This window comes from Paenibacillus sp. Y568 (assembly GCF_059445545.1).
Window position 1 is genome coordinate 99,284 of sequence record NZ_JCAIUM010000012.1, and the last position, 13,722, is coordinate 113,005.

The 13,722-nt window shown below is 40.2% G+C and carries 12 protein-coding genes; 2 read left to right on the forward strand and 10 right to left on the reverse strand.

Annotated elements, in window-relative coordinates:
• Positions 1-82 precede the first annotated feature (82 nt).
• Positions 83-682, reverse strand: a complete 600-nt coding sequence (locus AC1D7X_RS17440) for a TetR/AcrR family transcriptional regulator (RefSeq protein ID WP_495457665.1) — start codon at positions 680-682, stop codon at positions 83-85.
• Positions 683-921: 239 nt separating this feature from the next.
• Here AC1D7X_RS17440 and AC1D7X_RS17445 point away from each other — a divergent pair, with 239 nt between their 5' ends.
• Positions 922-2,304 carry a cryptochrome/photolyase family protein gene (locus AC1D7X_RS17445; protein WP_495475766.1) on the forward strand — a complete coding sequence of 461 codons (1,383 nt, stop codon included), beginning with the start codon at positions 922-924 and terminating at the stop codon, positions 2,302-2,304.
• A 5-nt stretch (positions 2,305-2,309) separates the two neighbouring features.
• Positions 2,310-2,975: a hypothetical protein gene (locus AC1D7X_RS17450; protein ID WP_495475767.1), complete on the forward strand. Its 666-nt coding sequence runs from the start codon at positions 2,310-2,312 to the stop codon at positions 2,973-2,975.
• Positions 2,976-3,029: 54 nt separating this feature from the next.
• On the opposite strand, the gene AC1D7X_RS17455 is transcribed toward AC1D7X_RS17450, so the two are convergent.
• From AC1D7X_RS17455 to AC1D7X_RS17495, 9 genes are all read right to left on the reverse strand, one after another.
• A complete protein-coding gene (locus AC1D7X_RS17455) occupies positions 3,030-3,656 on the reverse strand; it encodes a hypothetical protein (RefSeq protein WP_495457583.1) in 627 nt (208 codons plus the stop codon).
• Between the two features lie 321 nt (positions 3,657-3,977).
• A complete protein-coding gene (locus AC1D7X_RS17460; protein WP_495457582.1) occupies positions 3,978-4,370 on the reverse strand; it encodes a hypothetical protein in 393 nt (130 codons plus the stop codon).
• 187 nt (positions 4,371-4,557) lie between these two features.
• Entirely contained in the window at positions 4,558-6,147 is a 1,590-nt protein-coding gene (locus tag AC1D7X_RS17465) for an RCC1 domain-containing protein (protein WP_495475768.1), read from the reverse strand.
• Between the two features lie 44 nt (positions 6,148-6,191).
• Positions 6,192-8,288: an exosporium glycoprotein BclB-related protein gene (locus AC1D7X_RS17470; protein ID WP_495475769.1), complete on the reverse strand. Its 2,097-nt coding sequence runs from the start codon at positions 8,286-8,288 to the stop codon at positions 6,192-6,194.
• Between the two features lie 25 nt (positions 8,289-8,313).
• Complete coding sequence (locus AC1D7X_RS17475) at positions 8,314-10,149, reverse strand: glycosyltransferase (RefSeq protein WP_495475770.1); 1,836 nt, start codon at positions 10,147-10,149, stop codon at positions 8,314-8,316.
• A gap of 271 nt (positions 10,150-10,420) precedes the next feature.
• The gene (locus AC1D7X_RS17480) at positions 10,421-11,173 is read right to left on the reverse strand and encodes an amino acid ABC transporter ATP-binding protein (protein WP_495475771.1); all 753 of its coding nucleotides are present in this window, start codon (positions 11,171-11,173) and stop codon (positions 10,421-10,423) included.
• Positions 11,174-11,187: 14 nt separating this feature from the next.
• The gene (locus AC1D7X_RS17485) at positions 11,188-11,856 is read right to left on the reverse strand and encodes an amino acid ABC transporter permease (RefSeq protein ID WP_495475772.1); all 669 of its coding nucleotides are present in this window, start codon (positions 11,854-11,856) and stop codon (positions 11,188-11,190) included.
• Positions 11,857-11,909: 53 nt separating this feature from the next.
• Positions 11,910-12,722 carry an amino acid ABC transporter substrate-binding protein gene (locus AC1D7X_RS17490; protein WP_495475773.1) on the reverse strand — a complete coding sequence of 271 codons (813 nt, stop codon included), beginning with the start codon at positions 12,720-12,722 and terminating at the stop codon, positions 11,910-11,912.
• Between the two features lie 30 nt (positions 12,723-12,752).
• Positions 12,753-13,706, reverse strand: coding sequence for a helix-turn-helix transcriptional regulator (locus tag AC1D7X_RS17495; protein ID WP_495475774.1), 954 nt, complete (start codon positions 13,704-13,706; stop codon positions 12,753-12,755).
• Between the last annotated feature and the right edge of the window lie 16 nt (positions 13,707-13,722).

Consider the following 13,722-nt stretch of genomic DNA (forward strand, 5'->3'; position numbering starts at 1 on the left):
TCTCTTGATGTGATATACTTTAACCTTTTATACTGAATGTTCGTTCTACAATAGGAACACATTCTATCATTCTAATTAAAAACTAGTCTGTTTCTTTTGCAATCCCATATAGAAAGACTTTAACTGCTAAATGATATAGGGAGAGTGCATCCTTTTGGTTTAACTTACGAGACATTTGACTAAGCCCCATTGTTAAACTTTCAAAAATAACCGAAAGACTCTCAACATTGTTCGCCTTGAATTCACCGCGATCTATTCCTTGTTGTATCAATTTTTGATAGAAGTTAAGATGCCCATTCACCATTTCCATTATTCTTTCTTCAACATCACTTGCCTTCTCTTCACTATTGAAAAATTCATCTGCTGCTTTGGTTAAGGGATGGTTTAAATCTTGAAGTACCATTTGTTCAGCAACCCCATACATCTTGTCTGTCGTTGTTTCATAGAGTGATTCTTTTTCTTTCCATTGTTGCTCCCATTCCTGATCCCACTCATCGATTAAATAGAGAAACAACCCTTCCTTACTTTTAAAATGATAATAGATATTTCCTTTACTACTACCTGTTGCTCCTACGATATCTTCAATCGAAGTTGCCTTATAACCCTTTTGTACAAATAGGCTTCTTGCAGCATCCGCAACTCTTCTCTTCGTATCTTCACTTTGCAACTGCTTTTTATTCACATAGTTCCACTCCATTCCGCTACTTAACGAATAGATCGCCATCAATTATACTGAACGTTCATTCAGTATGTTAACACAAATAATAAATTTATATCAATAGTTCAACTAATAACAACATTTACAATTCACTTATATTGGGTTAACACTGGCATAACACTTTGATATTTTCGCTTATTTAATACATACTTTATGTTACGCATATACTTGTTCAATATACTTTCGCTAAGGAGATAGCATTCATGATCCTTTTCATCCATCGTAAAGATCTGCGCATCAACGACCTTCCAGCTTTTGATGCTATACGATATGCCCAGCGTCCAAGTCTGCATGTACTCATTCTTGACTCTTTTCTATTGCGGAATCACAGGGGACTTGAACATAGTGGTGTTAATTTCCTTCATCATGTTAAATTACTGCAACAACAATATGATATCTTAGGCAAACACCTTCATATTTTATACGGAGAGCCCTCTGTGGTCGTTCGGCAACTCTTACAGAACCACCCCATAGATGAGATCATCATTCATGCTGATCATACGCCCTATGCGCTGAAGCGTGACCTTGATCTTCGGGAGACCGCATCTTCACAAGGAGTCAAGTTAACTTCCTATGAGGATGGGACACTGGCTGATCTACAAGACTTCACACAGTGGAGCGGGCGAACTGAACCTTATAAAGTGTTCACTCCATTCTATCGGCGCTGGCGTGTCTTTATCAGTGAACAGTCAAGACCCCCTTATTCCGCAACGCTTAATGATCTAGAAACTACTGATCTGGCCGACGAGACGAAGAGCACATTTCCTATACCAGAAGAGATAGCAAATCTTTTGCGCGGAGAAAATCAATCAACGATAGAAACAGATCGTGATCATCCGTTTCAAACGCTTGAACAGTTCTTCAATGTAGGGATATACGACTATTCGAATAACCGCGACCAATATGCCAAGGATGGGACTAGTCAAATAAGCCGTCATTTAAATATCGGGGCTTTATCAGTACGCGATATCTATTATAACCTTACAGGCGTGGATGAAGATGCACATGCCGAGGCATGGCTGCGACAACTGGCGTGGCGTGATTTCTACTTATACCAAGCTCAATTGAATCCAGACTACTTTAGATATGAGAAGATATTCGATTTCTCCGATCTTAGTACAGTTCATTTCCCCGCTTGGGCTGAAGGACAGACAGGAGTCCCAATCATTGATGCTGCGATGAGACAACTTAATGAAACCGGATGGATGCCTAACCGGCTGCGAATGATCACTGCGATGTTCTTAACGAAGAATCTAGGATGCCCATTTATTTACGGTGAACGTTATTTCCGTCTGAAATTAAGTGACTACGATAACGTGTTGAACCGTGGGGGATGGCTCTGGAGTTCATCGTTAGGATTTGATGCATCCCCATACTTCCGAGTCATGAATCCCGTAACTCAGTCTCAAACCCATGATCCAGAAGGAACCTATATTCGAAGATGGATGCCTGAACTAGCACACCTATCCAATAAAGATATTCATCTTCCTCAACCTGAAGCTCTAGTTGACCTCAAAGGCTCCCGTGCCCTTGCAATTGAGACTTACAAACGAATTCTTAATTCCAACAAAAAAGGAGAGAATTAATAATAATGAAACAATGGAAGAAAAGGTTATTCTTAATAGCACCTTGTCTTTTATTCATCGTTATTATCACTACAGTGCTAATAAATGGTCGCTCCAATTCTCTTACACAAGAACGAATAAATGAATTACGTACTCAATATCCTGTCACGAATAAATATTCTGAGAATATTAATGCCCGTCCTCTTAGTTTTGAAGAAGTCCTAAATAATACAGAAACCGTTATTATAGCTGATGTTGTGGATGCTTTACCAAACTATAAGTTAGATATCATTGACTCTGGAACACCTGAAGCTCAATTAAGAGAGAAAGATCAAAACTTGGGTATACCTACTTACCAACCTTCTTTTACACCATATGAAGTTATCGTCGATACAATTATTCTTGGTGAACCCGTCCCTGATCATATTAATCTTATATACAATGCTGATTTCAAAGATATGGAACCCAACTTACAACCTGGAATGAAAATAATCACCGCGATAAAAAAGCCATCTAAATATCCTGAAGGAAATTATTTCTTTACGAGATATGGAACCTATTACATTGTTAATGACAACTATGTTTTATCAGCATATCAGGAGGATATGGCTAATATTGATAGTCTAGCTATGCGGATGAATGGTCATACAGTCAAAGCTTTAATCAAGGAAATAAAAAGGTTAAAAGAATAATCTTTGATAGCTATAAGGACAGAAGCACGTTTTTCGCGCTTTTGCCCTTTTCTTTTAATAAGGTCTTTCTAAATTCAGTATTAAGGCCTTAATAACTTCTCTTTCACCAGAACTAACCTCATCATTAGTACTCAACTGTTTCAATTCCTCTATGATTGGTTTCACATCCTGATAACGAAGATTGTAGGCAATATATTCAATAACCTTTTTCCTTTGACTTAAATCAACCGTATCTGCTAACGCTTTAATAAACTCATCTCTGTCTCTAGTAAATAACCCTCCAACAATTGCTGCAAAAGATTCGCTCCATGCACCATCCAATCCCTTCGTAGCCAGAATAAGATTCGGGAAATTGGCAGCATCGATATACTTTTGGTTCAAGTAAAGGAATTCTATTAGTTCCATGGTTTGTTCACCACTCGTCTCATTGTATGTATGCCAGTTGATGTTAGCGATTAGTGGTAGTATTTCCTTCATTTTCTCTTCAATATTGATTTCTTTAACGATAGAATATACTCTCTCTTCTTTCGATTCTGTTACCTTAGGCGACTCCATTGCTATGGTATTTACAGGTTCTGCTGGTTGAGTATTATCAGATGCATTTTGTGAGGTACAACCTGTCATCATGAAGCACATTAAGAATATAACTATTGTGATACTCACGCGAATAGATATTTTCATCGTATTAACCTCACTTCATTAATATTTATGAACAAGAATAGAACCATGTCTAACACGCAAAAATTGATCTTTAATGACGTTTAATTTCATTCACTCCGGTTAGATGATCCGATAAATTAACATACTCTAAATTTGACATACGGATATAAATGTTGGCTTAGTCTTAATCAAGCTATTGCTTACATTCAAAAATCGAAGCCTAGTTAACCGTTCCAACTCGAGTGGTAATTCTTCAATCCCCGTGTAACTAATGTTTAAACACTCTAATTGCTTCAACCTACCTATTTCAGGGGGAATGCGATTTAATAATAAATCGTACTTTTAGGTATACATACCGCATACTTCCTCATGAGCAATGGTGTAAAGATAGTCCGCTCCATTTGAATCCCAAAAACATAGATCCTCCAGCATATTCGGTTGTAACCAGTCGTATAAGCCATTAACTGCTTCCTTCAACACACTTCCAGCATCCTTACAGCACCGATATTTATAGTAAGTACCTTCGAAATAGTTGGACCCACTCTTTCTCTGCATTTCCTCCATCGTACATTGTTCTATTAAAAAAGGCTCTAATTTACGCATCAACTCAACGTATCGTTTTCTATTTTCTGTGGCGGGATCCATCTCTGAAAGGACGAATTTATCTGTACGTTCAACCACAAAATCTATGAGAAGTTTGTAGGCTTCCCCTTTGGGATCTGTGTAGAATCTCATTTAATGTGATACCTCCGGACATCTGTTTTCTCCAATATGTACGACATGACACCTTGATTAAGAAGCGATCTATATTAAAAACGCTTGCCAGTGTATATAGTTTGATGAAACCATGAATTATCGTTATCATCCCTCGTTATTTAAAAAATCAAAAAAAGGACAGCGATTACTCGCTGTCCTTTTAAAATTATTCAGTCTTTTTTTTTAAGGACAAGTCTCCGACTTGAGGTACAACCTTCACTTCTTGTGGATTGATAGAATCATGTTCAGTACCATTTCCCAATAGCCCAAATCCATTCCATCCCCAAGTAAAGATTGTATCATTACTACTTACCACACTATTGCTCATATACCCAGCTGAGATGGAGCTGATTGAATCATGTATAACTGACTTCGTTGGGAGTAATCTTGTAGTAGTTGAACCGTCACCGATTTGACCATACCCATTGAACCCCCATGCCCATACCGTACCATCACTTTGAAGAGCCATACTATGAACACCTCCAGCAGAGATCTGAGTGATATCATTTAGCGTGGGAACCTGTATAGGAGATGAATGATTCGTCAAGGTTCCACTCCCAAGTTCCCCATAACTATTATCTCCCCATGTCCATACCGTACCATCCTTTTTTAGCGCAATACTGTGGAAGATTCCACCTGATAGAGCCTTAACGTCATTTAATCCTAGAATCTGTAATGGTGTCACATGGTTCTCTGTCGTGCCATCACCTAATTGAGCATATCCATTAGATCCCCACGCATACGCCGATCCATCACTTTTAACTGCCATACTGTGAAAGTCTCCACCAGAAATAGACGTTATAGAGTCCAGACCCGCTACTTGTACAGGAGTTAAGCGATTGATAGTCGTTCCATCGCCAAGTTGACCATAGATATTTGAACCCCATGCCCATACCGTTCCATCCCTTTTTAAAGCTAAGGAATGTTGTCTGCCTGCTTGTATTGCTATAATATCGGTTAACTCTGCAACTTGAGTAGGAACAAGCGAATTCTTAACGGTACCGTCACCTAATTCCCCTTCCGTATTTGCACCCCAAGCCCACACTGTGCCATTCTCTTTAAGGGCTAGAGAATGATTCTGTCCCACAGAAGTAGCTATAACCGAACTCATTTGGAGCGTTTGTACAGGAACGAAGCTATAATCGGAACTCCCATCTCCTAAATTCCCTTCCTTATTATTACCCCACGCCCAAAGCGTACCATCTCTCTTGATCGCTAAAGTATGCATCGAATGAAAGCTTCCCATCGAGATTGTTGTTCCAACCTGAGAATCCTCTTTTTTTAAGAATACAGTCACCGAATTACTCGCTTCTGATTCATTTCCTACAGCATCTACGGCTTTCACAGAAAAAGTATAAGATCTTCCAGCCGTTAATTCCGTCATGTTCACCGAATACGTCGCGGAGAATACCGTTGTTACTAAATTTGAGTACGTTGCTGATGTAACACTCGTGATCACCGGAATCTCCTCATACACTTGGTAACGGCTTACTCCGATATTATCTGTTGCTGGTGTCCATTCAAGGCGTATACTGTCTGTCATATTCCGAGTCCATGACAATGTGGGTGCGCTGGGTGATTCCAGATCAGATAATTCTAGGTTGTCTTGGTCCGCACTATTGATCAATGCTTCATCGTTTAATTCGATAAGTGTGTCTAATAAAGCTGAACTCCCTTGTGCTTGAGTAGTTGTCAGGAGGGGAGAGAATAATTGAATTGTTGTGAAACATATAACAAGTAGCCATTTTTTCTTCATAATAGTTACAGTCCTCCGTAAATTTGAGATCTTAATTTATGACTTTACTCAATTGTAACGCCTGCACTGGCGTAGCCACTTACTGTATTTAACAGAGTTAAACCCGTAGCCGTTGATGAGAAAACTAACATTAGGCGGTCACCAGCTGCTACAGGTATGTTTAAGATTGGCGATGTCCCTGATGTAACAGAACCAATTGATAGAACCCCTGTTAGTGGTGGCAAGTCTACAGATGCACCTGAGATAGGATTAAATATATTGGAATTAGATGTTGATTTATATAATTGCGCATGGATGGTTAAAGTTGTCCCTATCATCGCCATAGCAGTGGTATTGCTAAAAAAGCCCGAAATGCCCGTAATACTCCCATTACGTGGAACTACAAACGCATAATTAATAACCGCTGAAGGTGACCCTGTAATATCAATGCTTCCACCAACATCAGTAAGTGAACTGTTCGAGCTTCCATTACCAAGTACACCTACACTACCAGGTAACCCTCCCATTATAGTAGTCATAGTGATAGGTGACCCAGAAGAAAACGGAAGAATACTGCCTGCCCCTCCACCAGTTCCAGCTGGGCCTGCTGGGCCTACTGGACCTGTAGCTCCTTGAATTCCTTGGATTCCTTGCGGTCCTGTAACACCTATCGCTCCTGTTGCACCTATCGCTCCTGTAGCACCAGAAGGTCCTGTGACCCCTTGAATTCCTTGAATCCCTTGCGTTCCTTGTGGTCCTACTGCACCCGTAGCTCCCGAGTTCCCCTGAATACCCTGTGCTCCTGTTGCTCCTGTAGGACCTATAGCTCCCGTGACTCCTTGAAGTCCTTGGATCCCTTGCGCTCCTGTTGCTCCAACTGCACCATCAACACCATTCGCTCCAGCCGCTGCTAGAACTGTATAATCGGAGGAACTACCTGGCGTACCGGATGGCGATGTTTTGTTCACTACATATGTGCTGTTATTGTAAGTTACAACTTGATTCACCAAATAGCCTGATGAGGCCACAAGATCAAATGTAAGTATCCCATTTAAACCTGCTCCAGCAGGACCTGCTGGCCCAGTTGCTCCCGTTGCTCCTGTGGCACCTGTGGCTCCAGAAGCACCTGTTGATCCTGTAGCACCTGTTGAACCTGAATCACCTTTGTCTCCTTTAACACCTGGAATTACGATTTCACTTATTGGAGTTGCTGTTACTTCAACGAAATAAGCAATGCCCCCAGAATATACCAAAGTGACTGCTTGTCCTATTTCTATAGCTGTACCAATCCCATTCTGACCGTAAACAAAAGAATCGGAATTTAGTTGAAGTTGTTTAGTCTCTCCACCGTTGTTTGACACGGTAATACTATCAGAGGTAATCTTTAAGACCGTTCCGCGTACCACCCGGTCTTTTAGATTACTAGCATATTGTTCTGCATTTCCCAGTATACTTGCCATCTGAGATCGAGTCATTGAATCTTTTGGTTTAAAGTTGTTGTCTGGATACCCACTAATGATGCCTAATTTAACAGCAGCATTAACATACCCCACATTGGATTGTGAGATGAACACATTATCACTGAAGGATGAACTGCTATTGCTCAATGTTAGAGCTTCGTTCTCTTTACCTAATGTACGAATAAGAATCTTTGTAATCCACTCGCGGCTTGCTGCTGTCTTGCCCCATGAAGCAACCGGTGTCCCGATCTCTTCACCAATAACTACTAGTTTCTTATCGATCGCCAGTGAGAGCCAATCTTGAGCCCAATCATCCACTTGTAGACTTAACTTGGTCGTATTTGTAGGTGGGCCCTCTATACCAAGTAGACGGATCATCATAACTACAGCTTCTTGTTGACTTACGGGACTGTTGGGATTGAAAAGACCCATTTTGTCCCCTTCAACAATTCCCAAAGCAGCCGCTTTTGTTATATTTTTATAAGCCCATGAACTCGGATTAACATCTGAGAACTTCGAGGTTGCTGCGCTGGCAACGCCTACTCCAAAAGACTGTAGACCCGTAAGACTACCTGATAATTGAGTTACTAATAGAAATGCCAACATGGTTTTAGCAATAGGTTGCTTCTTATCATTCGCATGTATGTAATTCCTATATTTCTTCAAAGCTCGTTCTTGTTTTTTTACATTCTTATGGTTCAAAATAGAAACCTCCAATGAATTTATATTAGTTACTCATCTCTTCACGATAAACATTCATACTTGTAAAATAGTGTCGATTCGCCATAACAATATTATTTGTCGGAACATATCCTGCTGCAACTTCGTTATGACGACTAGCCTCTTCATATTGAGCCAACCGATCGTAACATAGACATAATTGCAGATGAGGTATCCAAGTCCAATAGTCATGCATCTGAAGCGTCCCTTGATCAATAGGCCGACCTATTTCTGTTGCCTGTCTGTACCACGGAATTGCCGCCTCATAGTCCTCTTCGTATATAAAGTAGCTGCCGATTCTACAACAATTCTCTGCCCTCGGATAAGAATATGCGAAAGATAATAGAATCTTATCCTTAGCTTCACTTGTGCGTCCAAGAGCATGCAAAGCATCCGCCGCACGCCCACAAGCCACAATCTTGTCTTCGACCCAGCCCGTAGAACTCTCTAGAAATAACTCGTACACTTTAACTGCCCGTTCCCATAATTTATGATCTGACAATTCGTTGCCATAGTAATACAGATCCCGTGCAGTGAACCGGACCCCCTCGTTCTCTCGTTGCTCATAAATGGATAGATTTCGTTGAACATTCGTATGTTCACGCTTATGTGTTATCGAAATATCAGAATGAAGGATTTGACCATGAACCTCTAGATATTCGTGAACAGCTCCAATCCACTGGAATCCTTTGTCCCGTTTCACAAGGCGATTTCTCCGAAGACTCGAAGTTACATTATTATCTGTATCTAAACCTAGATTGTAATGCATAGATACTGCGTCTATATCCCACTTTAAAGCGTTAACAAGTTTGTAGAAATTCGTAGCATCCTCAGGCAGCATAATATCATCTGCATCCATCCACAAAATGAACTCTTTAGTTGCCAGACTAAAAGCATAATTGCGTGCTTTGCCGAAATCATTGACCCATTCGAAATCGTATACTTGATCGGTATAACGAGTAGCAATTTCCTTCGTACGATCATCCGAGCCTGTATCGATAATGATGATCTCATGAACGACATCACATATGCTTAAGAGACAACGATCTAACGTTTGTTCCTCGTTCTTGACGATCATACAGAGGCTTACCGTTATTGGATATTCCCATTGATCCAACGCGTCTGTAAGATCCATTCCCCATTTCTCGAATGCTCTCTTTTTATTCGTCTGCAACTGCTTAACATACCCTTGTGGATCATTATGTACCTCTAGTTGTGTAGCCGTATGAACGAAACAATCTTCAGAAATATAGAGACTATAACCTTGTTGAAGTGCACGATAACAAATATCGTCATCCTCATAGGTCTCCAGACCAAATCGTTCATCGAATCCTCTCAGTTCTGTGAACGTTTCTTTACGTATTACAAAGAGCTGACTAAGTATCCTCGTCACTTTTCTTGTTTCTCCTGCTCTAGTAAGAGTCATAGCATGAGCTACCCTATCAAATTGTTGTAACGATTCACAGGTATAGGGAACTCTTTGACTGCCACTAACATCATTGGACATCGGTCCAACCATACCTGCATCACTATGCTTAGCCAAACAGGATAACAAGCAGGTTAACCAGCGTTCTGACACACTAACATAATCACGAAGAAAGACAATAATATCACCAGTTGTCGCCCTTGCTCCAGCGTTATATCCTGATGCTACACCGATAGGATTATGAGCTGTTATCGTTCGAATTGTACATTGCTGTTCTAGCCACTCTCCCATAAAAGGTCCACCACCATCATTGACGACTATCAATTCATAAGAACAGTCAGTAAAACGTTTAATGCGGTTGAGGCATTCTTTTAAGAACTCAATATGTTGAGCTAACACAACAATACTTACCTTCATGTCTCCCCTCCATTACGACATCGAATCTCACACATGTCCTATATGTATCTATGATATTTATCATACTCTAACACATTATTTGTCATTTTTGGAGTATTATTTTGGTAATTATTGTTTCTTTTACACGTTTTTTGACTGAACATTTCTATTGTTTATAACTATAATTCTATTTTTTGACGAATTTAACTGTACCTCATAAACTTGCAACTCAAAAAACTCAAAAAACCACAGTTCATCGTGGTTATCGGAGTTCGATATTTCATGTTAGCAGTTAATCCGCTTCACCACTCAGCCGGTTGAGAAATTGCATTGCACGTTGGCTTTTCGGATGCACAAGGACGTCCTGCGGTGGTCCTTCTTCTACGACATGACCATCTTCCAATAATATAATCTGATCTGCGACATCTGCCGCAAACTTCATTTCATGGGTAACAATAACCATCGTCATCCCTTCCGCTGCCAATTGTTTAATCACCTTCAACACTTCTCCTACTAATTCAGGGTCAAGTGCCGATGTGGGTTCATCGAACAGCAGTACCTCTGGTTCAACTGCCATCGCTCGAGCAATCCCTACGCGTTGCTGTTGCCCACCGGACAACTGATGCGGATAGTAGTCCGACCTATCAGCAAGCCCCACCTTATCTAGAAGAACCAACGCACGTTTGCGTGCTTCTTCTTTCGATCGTTTCTGTACCGTGATCTGTCCTTCCATCACGTTACCTAACACAGTCATGTGTGGAAATAGGTTGTACGACTGAAAGACCATGCCTGTCTTTCTACGAAAAGCTACAATGTTGTTTTGTGATATTTTCCTCGATTCTGTAAAACTCAGCTTCGTATCACCAAGCGCTATACTCCCACGATCGGGAATCTCTAGTAAGTTAAAGCAACGTAATAATGTGGTTTTCCCTGAACCCGAGGGACCTATAATGACAAGTACTTTGCCATCTTCTAGCTTCACATCAATCCCTTTTAGTACATTTATTTCGCCAAAATATTTATGTAAATCAAGGATCTCAATCAATGGGTTCTCCTCCTTTAACTCGCAGAGTATCTAGACAACCGTCTCTCAAGGTAGTTCTGTAGTGTAGACAGAACCGTACAGAATAACAGATAGATGATACCAACTTCACAATACAACAAAAGTGGCTCGTACGTTGTAGCTACGATCTGTTGTGACGTTCTGAATAATTCCATATACGTGATACTTGCTGCAAGCGATGTATCTTTAACTAACCCAATGAACGTGTTAGCTAGAGGCGGAACGGATACCCTCGTAGCTTGTGGTAATATAACTCGCCGCAGTGCCTGTCCCCTTGTCATACCAACAGAGAATGCAGCTTCCCATTGCCCTTTGGATATGGATTGAATAGCAGCACGCACGATCTCTGAGGAATAGGCACCGACGCTAAGCGAGAATCCAATAATAGCTGCTGTTAATGGTTCCAATGTAATCCCAATGGCCGGTAATCCGTAAAAAATAATAAATAACTGTACAAGGAGTGGAGTCCCACGAATGACCCATACGTAGAACCGAAAGATTAACTTAAGAATCGTCCATGAGGAAATACGAACAAGCGCGGTTAGTACGGCCAATAATAACCCGATGACAAATGAAATCAATGTTAAGGGAGTGGTAAAAGCCACCCCCGCTTTAAGCAGAGGTAGCAATGAATCCATGATGATTTGAATTTGACGTTCATCCATTGTCAGACATCCTTCTTGGATCTTTTGGCATAAAGTTAGCCTTAGTCCCTCTATTATTTAGAAACGTCCTCTCCAAAATACTTCTCAGAAATGTTTAAATACGTCCCATCCTTTTTCATTTCCGTTAGCGCTTGATTAACTGCTTGGACAAGTTCATCATTCCCTTTGAGAAATAAGGCAGCGCTTTGAGATCCGTTTGCAACTTCATCGACCTGCTTGATCTTCACATCAGGTTTTTGTTTCTTTAAATCTAGATAGGATAAGCTGTCATTAACGGTTGCATCAATACGTCCCGAGCTCAATAGATCAACGGCTTGATTAAATCCATCAACAGCCACAATTTCTGCGCCATTCTCACGAGCAATCTCGGAGAGGTTACTAGTTAGGGATTGTCCCGACTTTTTACCTTTTAAATCAGCAAAGCTCTTAATGTCCGTATTATTCGTACTGACAATTAACGATGCCCTAGACACAATATAAGGATCAGAGAAGTCATATTTGACTTTACGTTCATCTGTAATAGACACCTCATTAAAAATCACATGAAACCGCTGAGCGTCCATACCCGCAATAAGCCCGTCCCATTGCGTCTCAATAAATTCAGGCGTAACGCCCATACGTCTCGTTATTTCCCTCGCAATTTCTACATCGAATCCTGTTAGATCCCCATTCGAATCATGATATGTAAACGGGGCATAAGTACCCTCAGTACCGATACTAAGCTTTCCGCTTGCTTTAACGGCATCCAGACTATTTTGTTTAGCTGATTCTTCCGTGTTTGGGGTACCGTTATTGGTGTTATTTCCACATGCTACAACTAGGATCATCGTTATTGAAAGTAGAAGCATCATTGTCCATCTCTTCATTGTTATTATGTTCTCTCCTTCATAAGCTGCTTAGCCTTTGTATTGAGCCAAAATTGCTGTTGCCATCTTACACGTTCTGTTGACAGCTTCCTTAGGTCTTATGATCTTGGCATCTTGATGTAATGTGAAAAAATATTCCGTTACATGGTTAAGGTCAGTCTCCGGAACAACAATTTCTACGTATCCAGTTCCGTTATCATGTTCATGAATATGTTGTTCTAAAAATTCATTATCCCGACATTTCATTACACCTTCACGCGTTAATTCAACATGAAACTGAATTGTAGAATCGTAACTTTTTTCATTCTCCTGATTCTTTAACCACTCTTTTAACGTTGGTAAATGTAGACTCTCCAAGTTCGATTGTTCAAATTTCATGTCACTAATGCGATCTACACGTAAAGTAATGATTGTATCTTTAGGAACATCATACGCTAGGGCATACCACAAACCTTTTGATGTATACAAACCGATGGGAATTACCTTTTTCACGGATTGTTGATTCTTTGATTGATAACCTATGATTATAGTGTCCTTTTTTCGTGAATGTATAAATATTTCTTTTAAAAAGTGATTCTCGAAATGTCGATGTGGCGTAAGAAATACAATATATTCACTTAGATCGCTTAATTCACTTCTGAACTTAACTTCGGTCTGATTCATTAGTTTATTCCTGACCGCATGGTAATCGGCTTGAAAAGGTAGTCCTTGGATATGTTCAATCGATTGATAAGCAAAAAAAATGCTAAAGACTTCATCATGAGTAAAAGAAATAGGAGGTAATAATCTATTAGGCATGACTCTATAACCACCACCTCTTCCTGCTTCTGAGGTAATGGGTAAACCCAGTTCGGATAACTCCGCAATGTACCGTTGAACCGTTCTTTCTGAAATGTTAAATTGCACGGCGATGTCCTTGGCATTAAACACTTTTGCTTGATTGATATATAGCCACACCGCATTTAATTGCTGAAATTTATTCATATAGACCTCCATATTA

What these genes read in the sequence shown, in the direction of transcription:
- AC1D7X_RS17460 (WP_495457582.1), bottom strand. Translation starts at nt 4,370, where the DNA reads ATGAGATTCTACACAGATCCCAAAGGGGAAGCCTACAAACTTCTCATA.
- AC1D7X_RS17495 (WP_495475774.1), bottom strand. Translation starts at nt 13,706, where the DNA reads ATGAATAAATTTCAGCAATTAAATGCGGTGTGGCTATATATCAATCAA.
- AC1D7X_RS17490 (WP_495475773.1), bottom strand. Translation starts at nt 12,722, where the DNA reads ATGAAGAGATGGACAATGATGCTTCTACTTTCAATAACGATGATCCTA.
- AC1D7X_RS17450 (WP_495475767.1), top strand. Translation starts at nt 2,310, where the DNA reads ATGAAACAATGGAAGAAAAGGTTATTCTTAATAGCACCTTGTCTTTTA.
- AC1D7X_RS17455 (WP_495457583.1), bottom strand. Translation starts at nt 3,656, where the DNA reads ATGAAAATATCTATTCGCGTGAGTATCACAATAGTTATATTCTTAATG.
- AC1D7X_RS17445 (WP_495475766.1), top strand. Translation starts at nt 922, where the DNA reads ATGATCCTTTTCATCCATCGTAAAGATCTGCGCATCAACGACCTTCCA.
- AC1D7X_RS17465 (WP_495475768.1), bottom strand. Translation starts at nt 6,147, where the DNA reads ATGAAGAAAAAATGGCTACTTGTTATATGTTTCACAACAATTCAATTA.
- AC1D7X_RS17485 (WP_495475772.1), bottom strand. Translation starts at nt 11,856, where the DNA reads ATGGATGAACGTCAAATTCAAATCATCATGGATTCATTGCTACCTCTG.
- AC1D7X_RS17475 (WP_495475770.1), bottom strand. Translation starts at nt 10,149, where the DNA reads ATGAAGGTAAGTATTGTTGTGTTAGCTCAACATATTGAGTTCTTAAAA.